15 protein-coding genes and 1 tRNA gene are annotated in these 18,527 nt (G+C 52.9%); 7 read left to right on the top strand and 9 right to left on the bottom strand.

Annotation, left to right across the window (positions count from 1 at the left end):
- Positions 1-190: 190 nt before the first annotated feature.
- The gene (locus RIC29_05935; GenBank protein ID MEQ8734442.1) at positions 191-691 is read right to left on the bottom strand and encodes an Hsp20/alpha crystallin family protein; all 501 of its coding nucleotides are present in this window, start codon (positions 689-691) and stop codon (positions 191-193) included.
- Positions 692-1,049: 358 nt separating this feature from the next.
- On the opposite strand from RIC29_05935, the gene RIC29_05930 reads away from it, so the two are divergent.
- On the top strand, positions 1,050-1,415 hold the full coding sequence (locus RIC29_05930; GenBank protein MEQ8734441.1) for a hypothetical protein: 366 nt from the start codon (positions 1,050-1,052) through the stop codon (positions 1,413-1,415).
- Between the two features lie 63 nt (positions 1,416-1,478).
- Positions 1,479-3,407 (top strand): PAS domain S-box protein, encoded by a 1,929-nt coding sequence (locus RIC29_05925; protein ID MEQ8734440.1) that lies wholly within the window; start codon positions 1,479-1,481, stop codon positions 3,405-3,407.
- Between the two features lie 63 nt (positions 3,408-3,470).
- Here RIC29_05925 and RIC29_05920 read toward each other — a convergent pair whose 3' ends face one another.
- Positions 3,471-4,205: a response regulator gene (locus tag RIC29_05920; GenBank protein ID MEQ8734439.1), complete on the bottom strand. Its 735-nt coding sequence runs from the start codon at positions 4,203-4,205 to the stop codon at positions 3,471-3,473.
- Between the two features lie 209 nt (positions 4,206-4,414).
- On the opposite strand from RIC29_05920, the gene RIC29_05915 reads away from it, so the two are divergent.
- The 5 genes from RIC29_05915 (at position 4,415) to RIC29_05895 (ending at position 10,264) form a co-directional block, all read left to right on the top strand.
- Positions 4,415-5,122 (top strand): helix-turn-helix domain-containing protein, encoded by a 708-nt coding sequence (locus RIC29_05915; protein MEQ8734438.1) that lies wholly within the window; start codon positions 4,415-4,417, stop codon positions 5,120-5,122.
- Between the two features lie 277 nt (positions 5,123-5,399).
- Positions 5,400-6,026: a DUF4136 domain-containing protein gene (locus RIC29_05910; GenBank protein ID MEQ8734437.1), complete on the top strand. Its 627-nt coding sequence runs from the start codon at positions 5,400-5,402 to the stop codon at positions 6,024-6,026.
- Positions 6,027-6,156: 130 nt separating this feature from the next.
- Complete coding sequence (locus tag RIC29_05905; GenBank protein MEQ8734436.1) at positions 6,157-7,026, top strand: universal stress protein; 870 nt, start codon at positions 6,157-6,159, stop codon at positions 7,024-7,026.
- A gap of 48 nt (positions 7,027-7,074) precedes the next feature.
- A complete protein-coding gene (gene ftsH / locus RIC29_05900; protein ID MEQ8734435.1) occupies positions 7,075-8,937 on the top strand; it encodes an ATP-dependent zinc metalloprotease FtsH in 1,863 nt (620 codons plus the stop codon).
- Between the two features lie 148 nt (positions 8,938-9,085).
- On the top strand, positions 9,086-10,264 hold the full coding sequence (locus RIC29_05895) for a polymer-forming cytoskeletal protein (GenBank protein ID MEQ8734434.1): 1,179 nt from the start codon (positions 9,086-9,088) through the stop codon (positions 10,262-10,264).
- 591 nt (positions 10,265-10,855) lie between these two features.
- On the opposite strand, the gene RIC29_05890 is transcribed toward RIC29_05895, so the two are convergent.
- The 7 genes from RIC29_05890 to RIC29_05860 all read right to left on the bottom strand — a co-directional run bounded on the left by RIC29_05890 (position 10,856) and on the right by RIC29_05860 (position 18,365).
- Positions 10,856-10,931 (bottom strand) — tRNA-Lys (locus tag RIC29_05890).
- Between the two features lie 139 nt (positions 10,932-11,070).
- Positions 11,071-12,234 (bottom strand): rod shape-determining protein RodA, encoded by a 1,164-nt coding sequence (gene rodA, locus RIC29_05885; protein ID MEQ8734433.1) that lies wholly within the window; start codon positions 12,232-12,234, stop codon positions 11,071-11,073.
- 42 nt (positions 12,235-12,276) lie between these two features.
- Positions 12,277-14,166, bottom strand: a complete 1,890-nt coding sequence (mrdA, locus tag RIC29_05880) for a penicillin-binding protein 2 (GenBank protein MEQ8734432.1) — start codon at positions 14,164-14,166, stop codon at positions 12,277-12,279.
- Positions 14,163-14,696, bottom strand: coding sequence for a rod shape-determining protein MreD (mreD, locus tag RIC29_05875; GenBank protein MEQ8734431.1), 534 nt, complete (start codon positions 14,694-14,696; stop codon positions 14,163-14,165). Before mreD ends, mrdA begins: the two co-directional genes overlap by 4 nt.
- Positions 14,693-15,553, bottom strand: coding sequence for a rod shape-determining protein MreC (gene mreC / locus RIC29_05870; protein MEQ8734430.1), 861 nt, complete (start codon positions 15,551-15,553; stop codon positions 14,693-14,695). The genes mreD and mreC overlap by 4 nt, the downstream gene beginning before the upstream one ends.
- Positions 15,554-15,624: 71 nt before the next feature.
- Positions 15,625-16,665: a rod shape-determining protein gene (locus RIC29_05865; protein ID MEQ8734429.1), complete on the bottom strand. Its 1,041-nt coding sequence runs from the start codon at positions 16,663-16,665 to the stop codon at positions 15,625-15,627.
- A 158-nt stretch (positions 16,666-16,823) separates the two neighbouring features.
- Positions 16,824-18,365, bottom strand: a complete 1,542-nt coding sequence (locus RIC29_05860) for a 2-isopropylmalate synthase (protein MEQ8734428.1) — start codon at positions 18,363-18,365, stop codon at positions 16,824-16,826.
- Positions 18,366-18,527: the final 162 nt, after the last annotated feature.

The following is an 18,527-nucleotide window of genomic DNA, read 5'->3' as shown; positions in this document are numbered from 1 at the left end:
CTCGTAAGAGCGTCCTTCAAATAACTCATAAGTCGCTGACCGAAAACGAGGCGACACAGTCAACTTCAGGTCATACCCGTTATAACCCACAGCTATGACCTGAAGGAAAAAGAAACGGTCGCGCGAGGGGCTGGCGCGACCGTTCCAAACTGAGACAGGCCAAATGTTTGGCGTGCTCAGGGGGGAGCTGCTAGGTCGCCTTTTTGACGGGCACCTTAATGGTCTTTTTTTGAGCCTCTTTGGAAATTGGAATCGCAACTGTCAGAACGCCATTCTCAAACGTTGCTTTGACCTTTGACTGATCGACCCCCTCAGGAAGATTGAAAGACCTTTGAAACGCGCCAAAGGACCGCTCAGTAACGTGATATTTGCCCGTCTCACCCTTCTTCTCTTTTGATGTCTCTTGCCGTTTTTCGCCCGACAGGCAGAGGCAGCCATTCTTGATCTCCAGATCAAAATCGTCCTCTTTTAGTCCCGGCAGCTCAGCCTTCATCTGATAACCATCGTCTGTTTCGATGATGTCAACAGATGGAATAGAAGCTTGTAAGGGCCTATTGTGGAAAAACCATTCATCCTCCCACTGCCCCACCCCAAATCGATTCATCAGGTCGTTCATTTCACTGCGCATCGCCGCAAACGGATGCCGCCAAGGTGAAGGAACAGTGGGCTCAATTTTTTGTATATCTGTCATCATTTCCTCCTAGCCAACCGCGGGTTAGTCCGCGTTTTATAGTTTTATAAATGACCAGCTCTACCAAACTGGATGATACACTTTATCGCTGGCCAATCAGCGCCACGTTGATTCCCGTCAAGAAAATGTCGAATTGGATATGGCAAAAGATTGCTGCAGTCCGCGCCACAACGGCGCTCAAAACATTGTGGAAGCGAAGCTGATGAAGGCCCGTGATAGTCAAAGACTGGACCAAGTAGTAGAGAACGCTCTCGTAGTCAGAGATGCATACCACCGGCTCGTGGAAGACTTCGGTTTCATATACCCGCTGGGGAAGCTCTCAAACTCTCAGCACCTACAAACCAAAGAGCTTCTACAGATGCTTTGGCACCGAGGGCTAAGTGGTGCGCGTGACGTATATAATTGCAGCTTCAAGCTTAGCCGGTCATGGCGGTCAGCAGTGCTGCAATGCATCGACCTTGAAAAGCAGAAGTTAGAGTATTGCAATGAATTTATACTTGCCTCTCAAGACAATGAGCTGAATCGGGCCATAGAAGAGGTGCGTATGGTTGGCAAGCACGTTCACCTGACCATCCTCTACAAAACCCTGCACGCTGAGATCAACGCACCTCAAGTGCAATACTTACTCCCGTGCAGCACGACCCAAACTGGCCACATTGACTTGGATAAACGCGAATTTTCAGCTGTACCAAACAGGTTTTCTGTCGAGGGTACTGGCACCTGATCCATTGGACCTCGGCAAGCGCTCGGCATAAAGTACGCAGAGAGCATTATTGAAAGCCCAATCATGGCAGAAATCGAAACGCATCCACACCATTCCAACACATTCCTTCAGGAGTCCTTAGCGCGCGCGCAGGCGGCTATCGAAGCGACAACGGATGCCATCATCTCGATTGATAAAAACGGATTAATTGAAGCCGCCAACAGGGCAACGGAGCAGCTGTTCGGTTATGCGACGGACGAACTTGTCGGTGAGAATGTCAGCATCCTTATGCCAGAGCCACATCGCAGCCAGCATGATTCTTACATAAAACATTACCTTAAATCTGGGACGCCTAGGGTTATTGGCATTGGCCGTGAGTTATCCGGACAGAAAAAAGACGGGACCATCTTTCCTATGCGGTTGTCGGTGGGGGAATCTGAGGCAAATGGCCGGCCAATTTTCAGTGGCATTATTCACGACATAACCAAGCGCAAGGAGGCTGAAACACGCAGAGACCTGCTCGGCCGCATCGTCGAGCAATCCCTAAACGAAATTTATGTATTCGACGCAAATACGCTGCTCTTCGTCGACGTCAATAAGGGGGCCAGAGAGAACCTCGGGTATTCCATTAAAGAGCTGATCTCAATGAGTCCTCTTCACATTAAGCCCGAGTATACAGAACACGCTTTCCGGCAATTGATTAAACCGATTACGCAAGGCACAGAAAAATCTATCGTCTTTGAAACCATCCATAAACGCAAGGACGGCTCCACGTATGATGTCGAAGTCCATATGCAAGATGTTAATGGATCAAGACCAAAATTGATTGCGGCAATCCTGATTGATATCACAGAACGTAACGCCTTACACGCACAACTCCGTCAGGTTAAAAAGATGGAAACGCTTGGCCAATTAACCGGCGGCGTTGCGCATGACTTCAATAATATTCTGGCCGCCATTATGGGTAGCCTTGAAATTATAGAGGATGAGACCCCAGAAAACAGCACGGCGCGAGAATTCTTAAAGGAAGCTTTAGATGCAACCCAGATGGGCGCGGACCTTACTCGACGGCTGCTCGCGTTTGCCAGGCACCAGCCCCTGGAACCAACAACGCTTAGCCTCAATGCTTTGCTACGGGACATACAGACCATTATACGCCGCACGTTGGGCGGGAACATCGGCGTCGAGTTTCGTCTCAAGCCGGACATCGGTTTGGTGACGATTGATGCTGTTGAATTCGAGAATGCTGTTCTCAACCTGGCCGTTAATGCGCGGGACGCCATGCCGGATGGCGGCCAATTGATGATCGAAACCGATGATGCCGACCTGGATTCTAACTACATCGCAACCCTTGGGGATGTCTCACCTGGAAAATATGTTAGAGTGAGAGTCTCAGATACGGGTCATGGCATGACCCCAGAAATAGTCGACCGGGCATTTGAACCATTCTTCACAACAAAGTTAAAAGAAGACGGCACGGGCCTCGGATTGAGCACGGTCTATGGTTTCGTCAAGCAATCTGGCGGGCATATTGTAATCTACAGCGAGCCTGACTTCGGCACGGTCGTCACTCTGTATTTGCCCGTTACGGAAAGGCACCAGGAAGACACCTCGCCACCAGCGCAGACTGTTCCTATGAATTCTGGCACGGGAACCGTTCTTGTGGTTGATGATAACGCCCGCGTCCGGCGCATTGCCGCACACCAAATAGAGTCGCTGGGCTATAGCGTTATTGAAGCGTCCTCTGGTGAAAACGCGCTTGAGGTTTTCAACTCGGGTCAGGCTATCGACCTGGTCTTTACCGACGTGCTTATGCCAAAGGGAAAATCCGGGCCAGAACTGGCCAACCAGCTGCTGGAACTTGGATATACGGGCAAAATTCTGTTCACGTCTGGGTTCACTGAAGACGCAATCAAATCGGCAGAGCTTGCGACTGGGGAAATACCGCTCCTACAGAAACCATATTCAAAACGCGATCTGGCTGACGCCTTGCACACGGCTTTAGAAAGCTAGTCATTCAAAAACCAACTACTGAGCTCGCCAGCAATCCAAATTGTGTAACCGCACTACCATCACCTACTTTCCATCAGAGACCGACAGAACATATCCCACGCCTCGGACAGACTTGATGTAAGTCGTCTTACCCTTGGTTGGCTCTATCTTACTGCGCAGTCGTCCAACCAACGTATCTATGCTGCGATCATAAGGTGTCCATTTCCGACCTGTGGTGTGATCAAGCAGCTGGTCTCGCGTCATAACGCGATTTGGCTTCTGTGCAAGCGCATGTAGCAGGGAGAACTCCGCGCTTGTTAAATCAACCTCTGAACCATCAGTCTTCATAAGTTGCCGCGATTCCGGGTCCAGTATCCAATCACCGAACCTTATGGAAACAACTTTAGGAAGCTCCGTATCTTTTTTTCCGGCATCAGCTGCGGGGTTCTGTGTTCTACGCAGAACACTTTTTACGCGCGCCAAGAGTTCTCTCAGATTAAAGGGCTTTGGCAGGTAATCGTCAGCGCCCATCTCTAGGCCCACAACACGGTCGACCACGTCGCCTTTTCCAGTGATGATGATCACACCCAAATTGTCACGTTGCGACAGTTCTTTGGATATCATCAGGCCATCTTCGTCGCCAAGGTCAAGGTCGAGCAGCACCAGATCGACCTCTCGTTCGGTCATTACGGTCCTGAGATCTTTGCCGCTGTTGGCTTGAATGACGGTAAACCCTTCTTTGGACAGGTAATGGTCCAAGACTTTGCGAATCCTGGCGTCGTCGTCCGCAACAACAATACTTCCGCCAACGCGCCCCATCACGGACCCCACAACCTTAAGGTTTCGACTAAGAAATACCACACTACCAGAAGTAGAGCTGGGTTAACGACTCCTTTTAGTCGTTTTCATTTTGTCACAAAACATCACGCCTCAGCCATCTTGGTGTTGCAAATGAGGTCTAGTGTTTTTGGTTCAAGATGGCGCAGTGCCATAACTCTCTAGGAACTATAAAAATAAGGGGCGCACTCATGAAAACGCAGACAGGGGCTTACGCCCAATCCAAGACAGACACGTCATCAAAGAAGTACGGCCCAAAGCAGCAAGTTTTTGCGCAAGGCGATGCCGCAACTGGGATTTATGAAGTGATGACCGGTTGTGTAAAACTGATGCGGTGTCTAAGCGACGGGCGCCAGCAAATTATTGGGTTCTTTTTTACAGGTGACGTCATCGGCCTCACGGCTGGTAAAACGTATTCCTACTCTGCTGTCACTGTAACTCCGACAAAAATACGCTTTAACAAGAAGACCGACGTCCTGCGGCGCATGATGCAGGAGGATGCCCTTGGTGAAAACTTGGTTCAGCTTGCTTCAGATGAACTCGCTGCCGCCCATGACCAAATGACATTGTTGGGGTGCAAGCGGCCTTTGGAAAAGGTTGCATCTTTTATTGTTGCGATGTCACGCAAAGCTCCTAATCGCGAGCAAGTCAATCGAGAAGTGTATTTGCCGATGCCTCAGACCGATATGGGCGGATACCTGGGCCTCGCATTAGAAACCGTCAGCAGATCATTTTCCGCACTTAAGCGCCAAGGCGTGATCTCTAGCGTTGATCGGCATTTTTTCCGTATCGACGACTTGGAAGCGCTTCTGGATTACGCAGACACTTCGGCGACCGATTGGGAGAGCGCAAGCACAGCGGTTACAACGCACCAAACCTCAGAACCGCATAGCTTTTGATAACAAATTACCGAGTGTATCAGATTTACCGATAGAGGTGTCAGACGATGAAACACGGTTTCCGTTCTCGAAAGTCGGGTGTGTTCGGGTGGAAGAAACGGTATGGCCTAAAGTCAGATCAGTCTGGGCCGTCGCCATGGATGGTGTGTTTGTGGGTCGCCGTCATATTGATGTTGGGACTCGCTATATATTTCTCCGGGTATATCGGTCCGGCGAACTAATTCAGTTAATAGCCGTATCACTCCTAAGAGAGCGGCGGCACGATAGGAACCGACTTATGACTGCTTTCGCACTTCCAACAGCCATCGCAACCCCAACGGTCTCGGGTCAGATTAGATGCTTGGTCGCCGTTTTTTTTCTTGTTTTCACGGCCATCTCGTTGGCTGGGTGCGCGTCTCAGATAACAGCATGGAGCGACTACGACCCTTCGCGGGATTTCTCGAGCATTAGAACCTATGCCTGGGCCTCTGATGAGCCGTTCTTGCACCCGACATCAGATGAACCACATGCCACACCCCTTAATGACCGAAGAATACGTCGGGCGGTTGAACATGAAATGGCACAGAAAGGCATAACAAAAACATCAACAGAAACCGCTGACATCGTAATTTCCTTTACCGTCGGCACACGAGAAAAAATAAGAACCTCCACTGAGGGAACAGTATGGTATCGAAGCCGCTACTGGCGGCACGACTATATTGTTTTGGATGAGCCTTTGCTTGAAACCTACACGGAAGGCACGCTCGCCATCGATATCTTTGATCGACTATCAAGAGAGCAGGTTTGGCATGGCTGGGCATCCGAGCGGATTCGTGCTGAAGACGATGTTGAGGCCCTTATCAATAAAGCGGTCGCTGAAATCCTTAAGGCCTTCCCTCCATTGACCACCAAAGCCGACACTTGAACGCGTCACACCCTATCCGAAAATCATAAAATAATGCAGCCAGCCTCGGGTACTTGACCACGGTCAAAGTACTCAATCGATCCAGCGGTTAAGTTTTTCATCGTCATGCTGCTAGATTAGGAGGCTCAGAATGGCGCTGTTGAAGACGATTTTAGTTCCGTTAACAGGAGACACGTTAGCGACCCACGTTGTTGACGCCGCATTTCATGTTGCAGCTTTGAATGATGGCCACATCATTGGAACTCACACGGTTGGCGATCCTTTAGTGTATGGTGGGTATCTTGGGCTCGGAATGAGTGGCGCGTACCACGAAGAACTCTACAAGGCTGCCCATAAGGTTACGACCCACTTGCGCGAACAAGCTCAAGCAGCGTTTAACCAAGTCTGTGAAAAACAATCGATTAAAACGGTAGAACGGCCAACATCGGAACCGGGCGTGTCCGGGTTTTGGTTGCCGCTCGCACACACCTATAACGACCCGGTATCAACGGTTGGACGCGTTGTGGACCTCGTCGTTGTCGATCAACCACGGGAGGTTTCTTCTTTCAACGAAACGCAGGCGCTAGAGGCAGCTCTGTTTCATACTGGGAATCCCGTTCTCATGGTTCCAAAAGAGACAGCTCATTTTGAGCCGAAGCATGCGGCTATCGCCTGGAATGGTAGCATCCCAGCATCCAGAGCATTAAGCGCTTCGCTTGATCTCATCAAACATGCAGAAATCGTCTCAATCATCCAAATCGGCGACGTGCCGGAGGGTAAACCAGATGCAAATCTGGCGAGTGCACGTTTGGGCTGGCATGACATTAAATCTGTGATTCACCGCATCGAAGATGACGATAAAGCTGACGGTGTCACATTGCTTAATACATGCAAAGACTTGAGCGCCGATCTTATTGTGATGGGCGCTTATGCCCGCAGCCCACTGCGCGAAGTCGTGTTTGGCGGAATGACCCGTCACGTTATCTCCCACTCGGACATTCCGGTCCTGTTTGCACATTGATGAGCGTTTTCACCCTCAGTCTGAGCTTTACGGTGCATAGATCAGAGCATGGATAAAAAAGCCCAGTTCAATACTTGGTACTTTTTAGCCGTATTGGGAATCATGCTGGTTTTCCAGTACTGGATGGCTTTGCAGACCATTGAGACCGTCCCCTACAGCGAGTTCAGAACACTGCTTCGTAATGGAAACGTCGCTGAAATCGTCATCACCGAAACCTATATCCAAGGAGAATTGAAGTCCCCGCTTGCCGATGGCAGCACTCGCATTCGGACCGTCCGCGTCGATCCCGACTTTGCCGATGACCTCGCTCAATACGACGTCATTTTTACGGGTGCGACTGAGGATACGTGGCTCAGACGCCTAATGTCTTGGGTCTTGCCGACCGCGCTCTTTATTGGCCTATGGGTCTTTCTCATAAGGGGTATGGCTATGCGTTCAGGCATGGGCGGAATGATGGCCGTCGGTCAAAGCAAGGCTAAAGTCTATGTTGAGAAGGATACCAAAGTTACTTTTGAAGACGTCGCAGGCGTCGATGAAGCGAAACAGGAATTAAAGGAAATCGTCGATTTTCTCAAAAACCCAAAAACCTATGGTCGCCTCGGTGCCCGAATGCCAAAGGGTACGATGCTGGTTGGTCCACCGGGGACGGGCAAAACTCTTCTGGCCCGTGCTGTCGCGGGCGAGGCTGGTGTGCCCTTTTTTTCTATAAACGGGTCCGAGTTTGTCGAGATGTTTGTCGGCGTTGGTGCCGCAAGAGTACGAGATTTATTCAACCAAGCTGCGGAAAGCGCACCTTGCATCATCTTTATCGATGAGTTGGATGCGCTCGGTCGGGCCAGAGGCGTCGGCCCAATGTCGGGTGGTCACGATGAGAAAGAGCAAACGCTGAACCAGCTTCTCGTCGAACTGGATGGTTTCGATCCCCGGCAAGGCGTGGTTCTCATCGCCGCGACTAACCGGCCTGAGATATTAGATCCTGCGCTGTTGCGCGCGGGACGGTTTGACAGACAGGTTCTGGTCGACAGACCCGACAAAGAAGGGCGCCTTGCAATCTTAGCCGTTCACACCAAGAAAATATCCTTAGCCTCCAGCGTTGACCTGGAAGCCATTGCCTCTCTCACGGTCGGATTTACCGGTGCCGACCTCGCCAATCTTGCGAACGAAGCTGCTCTGGTTGCAACCCGGCGGGGTGCAGATGACATCATTGAAGAAGACTTTACAGTCGCATTCGAACGCATCGTGGCTGGCCTAGAGAAAAAGAACCGCGTCTTGAACAAGCGAGAGCGCGAGGTCGTCGCACACCACGAAATGGGGCATGCCCTGCTGGCCTTAGCGCTCCAAGGGGGCGAGACCGTTCACAAAGTCTCTATCATTCCGCGTGGCATTGGTGCGCTGGGCTATACACTGCAGCGGCCGACTGAAGAGCGTTACTTGATGGATAAGGCAGAGCTCGAAGCAAAAATGTCGGTGCTTCTCGGAGGCCGGGCAGCCGAGGTTCTTGTATTTGACACCATATCAACTGGTGCCGGAGACGATCTGGTTAAAGCAACAGATATCGCCCGAAGTATGATTATGCAGTATGGCATGGACGCAACCCTTGGGCAGGTCGTCTACGAGCCCAAGCGCATGACATACCTGGACATACCCATAGAGGCTGGCCCCCGCCAATTTAGTGAAGAAACAGCGCGCGAGATTGATTGCGCCGTCAGGCAACTCGTTGAGGAGGCTTATAGAAAAGCAAAAAAATTTCTCTCCGAACACAAAGACATTCTTGAAACGGGGGCAGACCTCCTGCTGGAGCGAGAAACCATTAGTGGTGAAGAGTTGGCGGAAATAGCTAAGGGCCATTTTCTGGTCGAAAATGTGACGGGGCCCTCGTCTGCAAAGACCCGTAGAGCGAATAGAGCATAGGTCGAACCCGAATTTGACGCTGATCAATAAGCGCGATCTGAGTTGTGATCTACTGGTGCATGAAGATGTTGTTCAGCATGGCTAGAACATACAATGTGATTGGCATTTCGGTTCTTCCGCAAGCTGTAAATGTTCAGGAGTATCCAATATGAGCCTTCCTTTCCACGCCACCGCTCTCGCACGCTTAATCCTTACTGTCTTACTTTTCAGCGTTACGCTTACTTGCGTTGCAATCGCGGATGATGGCGAAGAGACACGTGCGCTGCACTTTGCAACTGGTTCAGGGCTCAACTTCTATGCTGGAGACGTTGTTACGGTAACGAACTCTTCAGTCGATGATCTGTTCGCAGCGGGCGGAATCGTTAATCTCTTTGGCGTTTCTGCTCCATCATTAATCGTTGCCGGCGGCTCAGTGTCGCTAAGTGATATATTAGTCGAAGACGTTATTGCCGCTGGCGGCGACGTCGATATTTCTGGGATGGTTACAGACGATCTCATCGTTGCCGGTGGACGCGTTACGTTGCGAAACGGCTCAGAAATTGGCGAAGATGCCATCGTATCCGGTGGCCAGCTTATATTGAATGGCACGATAAGCGGCGATCTTGTAGCCAACGGTGGTGCTGCCGTGATCGGCTCACGCATTGGCGGCGATGTCACAGTGAACGCTGCGTCCATAACAATTCTATCGGGAACTCGGATTGATGGCGACTTTACCTACAGCAGCCGCGAGGAACTTGATCTGCCCGCCGATGTGGTGATCACGGGCACCCTATCTCGGAAGGTATGGCAAGACCACGGCTTCGGATTAGACGAGTCTGTTGGTATAGGGCGGATGATCGCAATGGGACTTGCTCTATGGTTTGCAATCGTCGTGGCCCTGGCGATTTTTGCCAGTGTCGTCGCTACCGTGTTCCCCCAGAGCATGGATAAGTTTTCAGCCCGCGTCAGAGCGAACGTGTTCCAGAACCTTGGTATTGGTTTCGCTGCAATGATCAGCTTTCCAGCCATAAGCGCCATTCTGATGGCCACCTTAATCGGAATCCCGCTCGGCTTGTTTGTTCTCGGTTGCTACGCTCTCATGGTGGCATCCTCATTTGTCATCGCGTGCATGGGGCTGGGCCTCGAAATACGCCGTCTTACAAAACAAAGCGGGACCCCCATCACGACACGGGGGCGCTTAGGATGGGCCTTCGCGGGAGTGTTTACATTCGCACTCATAGGTTTGGTGCCCTTCCTCGGCAACGTCGCTCAAGCCTTAGCCGTAATGGTCGCACTCGGTGCAATACTTAAAACAGCATGGGCAGACCGAAACGCTGAGAGTGTGTGAGGAACGTTAAGGAATTAAACTGTAACGTATGATGACTCGTTGCAATTCATTCCCTGATTAACACAACCAGGCACCTTCTCCGGTTCATAAATTCTTGTTTAGGCGGCGAGGTTTCGGGCCTCAATTTTTACGGTTTAATTTCGCCAGAAAGAGCCAGTAAATATATTGGAGAGTTTTGTGTTTTGATGCCTGGACAAGAGAACGTGGTATTGACCAAAGAAGTCGTAATTGTCCGAGTCAACAATACTTCGATTATCGATCAGTTTTCACTTGATGTGGGCAATTGAGTGAATGAGGTATTAATACCGTTTCCTAAAGACCGAGCCACTGCTGAAAGAGTCTCAAAATCATTCAGTAGTTATTATCTCGGGCTCGAAACCTTGAGATCTAATTTTGAGACTGATCTAGCTTCGATTGGCGCCTCTCACCATATCTTTGGCAAGTAGAATTTACCATTCTCAATGGCCAAACTAATGGTATCGGGGAAGCTATTTCCAGTGCCGAATACTTCCGAAGCGCTCCCGAAATTCCTTTTAGAAACATTTCACATTCGGGATTCTATAGCTAAGACACTCATTTAATTTTAAAAATTGGTGGGCGCACGAGGGCTCGAACCTCGGACCCGCTGATTAAGAGTCAGCTGCTCTGCCAACTGAGCTATGCGCCCCACCTGAGCTATCGGGTCGCGGAGCTAAAACAACACTCCGCCGGAAGTCGCGGTTTATACGGGGTCACTGGCCTTGTGGCAAGCGCTGCAGCCGTGGCGCAGTGTCGTATCTTTCAGCGCCGCCGCCTAACGGCCCGCCTCAACCATCATCATAGCCACCGCGCACACCAATCTGCACATCACGGTGCACATACACGCTCATCAACAGGCCCATACACATCATAATGGTGAGTAACGCCGTCCCCCCGTAGGAAATCAACGGCAGCGGCACACCCACCACAGGGATCAGGCCCATCACCATGGCCACATTAATAAACACGTACAGGAAGAAGGTGGTGATCACGCCAATGGCAACCAAACGGCCAAATTGGTGACGACACCTCAGCGCAATGGCAAAGCCATAAATAAGCACAATGACATAAAGCCCGATTAGGCCAACACCGCCCACCAGGCCAAATTCCTCCGCCAGCATGGTGAAAATAAAATCGGTCTGCTGCTCAGGCAAAAAATTGAGATGGCTTTGCGTACCTTGCAAGAACCCCTTGCCGAATAATCCGCCAGACCCCAAGGCAATTTTAGACTGCAGAATGTGATAGCCCGCACCAAGGGGATCCCGCTCAGGGTTAATAAATGTCAGAATGCGATTTTGTTGGTACTCCGCCAACATGGGCCACGCAATGGGAATGGCCGCCAAGGTTGCAACAATCAGAGTAATGAACTTCCACAGCCGCACCCCCGCCATAAAAAACAAAACCCCAGCGCCCATCACCACCATCAAGGCTGTGCCGAGGTCAGGCTGCCGTAAGATCAACACAACCGGCAGCGCCACAATCACCAACGGCAGCACCAGAAACCTAACCTGTCCCGTATCTTCCAAACTGAGAGAATGGAAGTAACGCGCCAGCGCCAAAACCACGGCAACCTTCATCAATTCTGAAGGCTGCAGATTAATCACCCCCAAATCGATCCAACGCTGCGCCCCACCGCCGATGACACCCCGCACCTCAACAAAAAACAGCAGCACCAAAACAAGCGCATAGAACACGTAGGCATAGCGCATGACCAGGCGGATATCGATCATCGCGATGGTTAGCATCATCACCAAGCCTAGGCCAAAACGCGCCGCCTGCCGGGTTGTCCACGGATCCAGACTGGCGTTGGCGGCGGAATACAGCATGAAAAAGCCAATCGCCGCGATGGCGCAAATCCAAAACACCAGCGACCAACTCATCTGCCACAGCTTCTCGGTCAGGGTCATGTCGCCCCGCCGCAAGCGCGCTGCCAGGAACCCGGTATTGGTCATGGTGTTGCTCCGGGATCCGTCATGCTATCGCTCCGCGATCAATCATGCAGGTGCTCCGGGATCGGTTGTTGCGATCTGCTCTTCATCCCGTCGGGGTCTGCGGGAGGGGTCGAGGCGCAACACTTCGGTCATGATATCGCGCGCAATTGGAGCTGCAACGGCAGAACCACCGCCGCCATGCTCAACAATAACCGACAGAGCATAGCGCGGACTGTCCTCCGGCGCGTAGGCCACAAACAACGCGTGCGTACGCTCGTTCCAGGGAATCTCATCTTTATCGGGCAGGCCGGCATCGCGCTGGGCCATGGTAATGCGCTTGACCTGGGTTGTGCCGGTTTTGCCGCTCATCTGAACACCGTCCACTTTAAGCTTCGAGGCCCGCGCCGTGCCGCGCGGCCCGTTCAGCACTTCAAACATACCGCGCCGGGCCACAGCCAAGTGGGCCGGGTTGATGTTTAAAGACGCAAACTCTGTTGTCGGGCGCTTCATCATGGTTTTACCCGCCATAATTTGGCGCGTCAGCACAGGCTCTACAGCAAGCCCCGTCGCCAGGCGGGCGCTCATAACGGCCAGTTGCATCGGCGTGGTCAAAACCGCGCCTTGCCCAATACCGACGTTGAAGGTTTCGCCCTGATGCCAGGGCTCGCCACGTGTGGCACGCTTCCAAGCTTCGGTGGGAATTAGACCAGGGCGTTCGCCGGGCAGACCGACGTTGGTGGCCTCGCCCAAGCCAAGTCGTCGTGCCATTTCAGCAATGCGATCGACCCCGATCCGCCGCGCGACTTCATAAAAATAGACATCGCAGGATTGGGCAATGGCCTGCACCATATCCATGTTGCCGTGTCCGCGTTTTTCCCAGCAGTGGAAGCGGCGCGACCCTAAATTTGTATGCCCCCTACAATAAACGGTTTGCTCCGGCGTGATCGCCCCTTGCTCCAGGGCGGCCAGCGCCACAATCATCTTAAACGTTGATCCGGGCGAATACTGGCCTGAAATCGCCTTGTTGGTCATTGGTGCACGTGGATCACCAGACAGCGCGTTCCACTCGCGCTGGGTGAGTCCGCGGTTAAACGCATTGGGGTCGAAGCTGGGTGTTGAGGCCATCAGCAGCACTTCGCCGGTATGAATATCCATCACCACGCTGGCAGCACTTTCCGCCCCCAGGCGTTCTGCGGCAAACCGTTGCAGACGCTCATCAAGAGTGAGCACCAAATCTTCTCCGGCCTCACCTTCTTTGCGCTCTAATTCGCGGATGACCCGGCCCAGGGCGTTCACTTCAACCTGGCTGTTCCCGCCGGCGCCACGCAGCGCCAGATCAAATTTTTGTTCCATGCCGGCTTTGCCGATGCGGAACCCAGGCAACTGCAGCAGCGGATCGCCCGTTAAGTCATCTTCATCAACACTGGACACATAGCCCAGCACATGGGCGGCGGTTTGAACTTGCGGGTAATGGCGCGCCAGACCTTCATCGACGATCACCCCAGGCAAGTCTGGTGCATTCACTTGAATACGCGCCATGTCTTCCCAGTTGAGATTTTCACGCACGGTGACGGGTACGAAACTGCGACGACGGCGCACCTCGCGCTGCACCCGATCACGGTCATATTCAGAGAGTTCAATAACATCGGCCAGCGCATCAAGGGTCGCCGCCAAATCTCTAGTTTGCTCAGACACCACCAGCACCCGGAAATTCTGACGGTTCAGCGCCAGTGGCACACCAAACCGATCAACCACCCGGCCACGCGGCGGCGGCAGCAGGCGCAAGTTGATCCGGTTCTCTTCCGCCAGCATCCGGTAACGGTCGGCTTCCACAACTTGCAAGTAATACATGCGCCCGACCAGCGCTGAGATCAGCAGAGCCTGTCCACCACCCAACACCACAGCGCGGCGGTTGAACAAACGAATGCGATCATTATCACGGTTGATAATCATACTTCAGACATCAATCCGGTTTGGGCTTTGGAAAACAACCAGGCAATGAGCGGGTACACGGCGACCGTAACAAGATAGGCCGCAAACATGTCCCCAAAGGGCGTTAATCCGCCAGAGGTGATGAGTCCAATGCAAAGCCACTTAATCAAAAACGCCCCGAAGGCAACAATACCAAAGGCCACCCACGTAATCGCAAAGGGTTTCGCATGGAAGAACTTTTGCTGATTAAACACAATCCACTGGGTTAACAGAAGCGTCAGAGCGCCAACGCCGAGCGGTGCCCCGGTCAACAAATCTTCCAACACGCCGACCGCAAAGCCCAATCCATAGCCAAGCAAATCCGGACGATAGACAGCCCAATAGTAAACCGCGACCAAAGAATACAAAGGCGTTATCTGCGCCAGTCCCGGCACATAGGTTGGCGTAAGACCGAACAGCAAAACGATGACGGTTAAAGCAAATGGCAGAATTGTGCGCGCCCGTGCATCGAGCTTTTGCAGTGGAGTCCGGCGCTGTGAAATCCCGCTCATCTCGAGAGACCCGTCTCCGCGAGAATACCTGTCAAACCAAAATCGAGTATCTCGACATATTGCAGGCGGTCTCGCGAGACAAACGGCTCCACTACGGCGGTTGACTCCTCTACCGCCACCACGCGGCCCACCGGTAAGCCGGGTGGAAATGCCCCAGCATCACCAGAGGTCACAATGCGATCACCAGGCGCAACGCTTGACGTGACCCCAAGGTAAATCAATTTCGGACGAGAACTGTTGTCCCCGGTCAGGATTGCACGGTCGCCAGCTTCTCCAACCCGCACAGGAATGCGAGAGTTAATATCTGTGATCAAAAGAATTCGCGCCGAGCGAAAACCGGCCTGGGTCACGCGACCGACCAGCCCAGCGCCGGTGACGACAGCCTGGCCTTTTGCAACGCCATCGCGGCTCCCTGCTGTGATCAGTATACTTTGCGCAAACGCACCACCCGCATCCGCAATAACCCGGGCAGAGACTGCCCTGGCTTGGGGCTCAGCAACGGTACCCAACAGAGCACGCAATTGTTTATTTTCGTTTTCTAAGCGTTGCGCCACCGCTTGCCATTGCAGCAAATCCTCATTCGCTTCACGCAGTTCCGCATTTTGTGTCCGAATAGCGCCAAGCTCTTGGATGTTGCTGACGACCTGAGAGATGGCCGCCGCCGGCTCTGCCATCACCTTTAGAATAGGGGTCACAGCATCTGACACCGCTGTCCTGGCCCGTTCGACCAGAATGGTATCCGCTTTACCGATGAGCATAAGGGCGAACGTCAGCCCAATCAGGCTGAGAAAGGCGAACCGCTGCGCTAGGTGTTTTAGATTACCTAGCCGGGAAATTTGTCCCGTCGGTTGCTTCACGTCATCCCCTCCGTCGCGCTAGCTTCAACAGCCAGCGATGAATTACACAGCATAACTATGACTAAAAATGTTTAGTACATAGATGTCAAAACACCACGCATCAGCTTCATTTGCTCAAGCGCCATCCCGGTGCCCAGCGCCACACAGTTCAAAGGCTCGTCTGCAATCGATACCGGCAGGCCCGTCGCATGACGCAACACAAAATCAAGATTGGTCAACATGGCCCCGCCGCCCGTGAGCACGATTCCCTTGTCCACAATATCTGCGGCCAATTCAGGAGCTGTGTGTTCCAAAGCGACCTTAACCGCATCGATAATAGCCGTGACGGGCTCGGCCAAAGCTTCAGCGATCTGGCGCTGGCTGATTACGATTTCCTTAGGCACGCCATTCATTAAATCGCGGCCTTTGATTTCGATGGTTTCGCCATCACCAGTTTCCGGCGGACACGCACAGCCAATTTCTTTCTTGATCCGCTCGGCAGAGCTTTCCCCAACCAACAGATTATGGTGACGCCGGATGTAGTTAATGATGGCTTCGTCCATCATATCACCACCGACGCGGACAGAACGTGCATACACGATGCCACCAAGCGACAGCACGGCGACTTCGGTGGTGCCACCACCAATATCAACCACCATCGAGCCCGTTGGCTCCGTCACCGGCAACCCGGCACCGATGGCCGCGGCCATCGGTTCTTCAATAAGGAATACTTTGCGTGCGCCAGCAGCTTCTGCAGATTCCTGAATGGCGCGTCGCTCCACCGCTGTGGAGCCGGACGGCACACAAATCACCACCAGAGGACTGGCCCAACCTTTGCGATTGTGCACTTTGCGGATGAAGTGCTTGATCATTTCCTCGGCGACTTCAAAGTCCGCAATCACGCCATCCCGCAGCGGGCGGATGGCTTGGATTGAGCCCGGTGTGCGGCCCAGCATTTGCTTGGCCTCGTTGCCGACGGCGCGCACAATCTTGCGGCCTTTCTCCTCCTGCAACGCCACGACTGACGGTTCGTTCAGGACGATGCCACGTCCTTTGACGTAGACCAGCGTGTTAGCGGTCCCAAGATCAATCGCCATATCGGCGGACAGCCATCCGAACAAACTCGCGAACATAAACTTTGTCTCTCTATTCCTTGTGGTCAGGTCTCAAAGAGCACCTGACAGTCTTGTTTCTAACGCTTGAAACGCCCAGGCGGCTGCCCTAAAGGCAAACCGCCGGACGCTCCGTGTATCCTCTTAATTCAGACTCGCGTCAACGTGGAGTATACGCCTCATACCGCCACAGCCTCGGGAGCCGTTCTCTCTCGTTTCACCAACAACTTATTGAGTGCGTTCACATAAGCCCGCGCGGAGGCAACCAAAGTGTCCGTATCCGCGCCCTGACCCATCACTGTCTTACCGTCTTCTTCAAGTCTGACCGTGACTTCGGCCTGAGCATCCGTGCCTTCGGTCACCGCATGCACCTGATACAACTGCAGATGCTGCGTATCGAAGGTCAGCGCTTTAATGGCGTTAAACGTGGCATCCACCGGGCCATCGCCTTCGGCTGTCGTCGAGACAATCTCGCCGTCCACTTCCAGCTCCAATTCGGCCGTCTGATGTTTGACCTTAGACCCACAGATTACCTGTAAGGAGATAAACTTAATGCGGTCATTGTCCCGCACCTCATCATCAACGATGGCAATCAGATCCTCGTCGTAGACTTCCTTTTTCTTGTCCGCCAAGTCCTTGAACCGTTTGAACGCCTCGTTCATGGCGTTATCGCCCAGTTCAAAGCCCAGCTCTTTCAACTTCTCACGAAACGCATGACGGCCAGAGTGCTTGCCCATCACCAGATTGGATTTCACCAACCCGACAGACTCAGGCGTCATGATCTCATAGGTTTCGGCGTGCTTCAGAACGCCGTCCTGGTGAATGCCCGACTCATGGGCAAAGGCGTTGGCCCCAACGATGGCTTTGTTGGGCTGCACCGGAAAGCCGGTGATCTGCGAGACCATATGCGAGGCTTTGGTAATTAAGGTCGCATCAATGTTGGTTTCAAACGGCATGTGATCCTTGCGGGTCCGCAAGGCCATGACCACTTCTTCCAAGGCCGCATTGCCAGCGCGCTCACCCAGGCCATTGATGGTGCACTCGACCTGACGCGCTCCGGCTTGCACCGCCGCCAAGGAATTAGCCACCGCCAATCCCAAATCGTTATGACAGTGCACCGAAATCACGGCCTTATCGATGTTGGGCACTCGGTTGAACAACATCGTGATCAGTTTGTTGTATTCGTCGGGCACCGTATAGCCCACGGTATCAGGAATATTAACGGTGGATGCCCCGGCGTCGATGGCCGCTTCCACACAGCGGCACAAAAAATCATGCTCGGTGCGGGAGCCATCTTCCGCCGACCATTCCACATCATCGGTAAACTGGCGGGCAAAGCTGACGCTATCAATCACGGCTTGATAGACCGCCTCGGGCTCCATCTGCAGCTTGTATTTCATATGCAGCGGCGAGGTCGAGATAAAGGTGTGGATGCGCCCACTGTTAGCCGACTTGATGGCGTCGGCGGCCCGTTGGATATCGCCTTTAGCGGCGCGGGCCAGGCTGGCCACCGTTGAGTCTTTGACAACTTCAGCCACGGCTTTGATGGCCTCGAAGTCACCTTGCGAGGCAATGGCAAAGCCAGCCTCAATCACATCGACGCGCATCGCTTCCAGCAGTTTGGCGATGCGCACCTTTTCTTCACGATTCATAGACGCGCCGGGCGATTGCTCGCCGTCACGCAACGTGGTGTCAAAAATAATAACGCGGTCGGTATTCATGTTCATTCTCACGACTTGGGTTTAGGTACGAAGGCTCGTTCGAGCGACAACAGTGCTGCGCTTGATCCCCTGAACATCCCGTCGCTCTGACAGGAATGACGCTCAGGGGCTGTTAAGTCGCAGACCCAGGTCTGTGAGGAGCGGGCCACCAAGAAGAGCCCA

It is taken from the genome of Rhodospirillaceae bacterium, assembly GCA_040219235.1.
GTDB lineage: Bacteria > Pseudomonadota > Alphaproteobacteria > Rhodospirillales > Rhodospirillaceae > WLXB01.
Note: the sequence above shows the minus strand (reverse complement) of the source record. Positions and strands in the feature narration are given on the sequence as shown.

Excerpts from the sequence above, each read along its gene's own strand:
- rodA (MEQ8734433.1), bottom strand. The coding sequence starts at position 12,234 with ATGACCAATACCGGGTTCCTGGCAGCGCGCTTGCGGCGGGGCGACATG.
- RIC29_05925 (MEQ8734440.1), top strand. The coding sequence starts at position 1,479 with ATGGCAGAAATCGAAACGCATCCACACCATTCCAACACATTCCTTCAG.
- RIC29_05910 (MEQ8734437.1), top strand. The coding sequence starts at position 5,400 with ATGACTGCTTTCGCACTTCCAACAGCCATCGCAACCCCAACGGTCTCG.
- RIC29_05935 (MEQ8734442.1), bottom strand. The coding sequence starts at position 691 with ATGACAGATATACAAAAAATTGAGCCCACTGTTCCTTCACCTTGGCGG.
- RIC29_05865 (MEQ8734429.1), bottom strand. The coding sequence starts at position 16,665 with ATGTTCGCGAGTTTGTTCGGATGGCTGTCCGCCGATATGGCGATTGAT.
- RIC29_05905 (MEQ8734436.1), top strand. The coding sequence starts at position 6,157 with ATGGCGCTGTTGAAGACGATTTTAGTTCCGTTAACAGGAGACACGTTA.
- mrdA (MEQ8734432.1), bottom strand. The coding sequence starts at position 14,166 with ATGATTATCAACCGTGATAATGATCGCATTCGTTTGTTCAACCGCCGC.
- mreD (MEQ8734431.1), bottom strand. The coding sequence starts at position 14,696 with ATGAGCGGGATTTCACAGCGCCGGACTCCACTGCAAAAGCTCGATGCA.
- RIC29_05930 (MEQ8734441.1), top strand. The coding sequence starts at position 1,050 with ATGCTTTGGCACCGAGGGCTAAGTGGTGCGCGTGACGTATATAATTGC.
- ftsH (MEQ8734435.1), top strand. The coding sequence starts at position 7,075 with ATGGATAAAAAAGCCCAGTTCAATACTTGGTACTTTTTAGCCGTATTG.
- RIC29_05920 (MEQ8734439.1), bottom strand. The coding sequence starts at position 4,205 with ATGGGGCGCGTTGGCGGAAGTATTGTTGTTGCGGACGACGACGCCAGG.
- RIC29_05915 (MEQ8734438.1), top strand. The coding sequence starts at position 4,415 with ATGAAAACGCAGACAGGGGCTTACGCCCAATCCAAGACAGACACGTCA.
- RIC29_05860 (MEQ8734428.1), bottom strand. The coding sequence starts at position 18,365 with ATGAATACCGACCGCGTTATTATTTTTGACACCACGTTGCGTGACGGC.
- RIC29_05895 (MEQ8734434.1), top strand. The coding sequence starts at position 9,086 with ATGAGCCTTCCTTTCCACGCCACCGCTCTCGCACGCTTAATCCTTACT.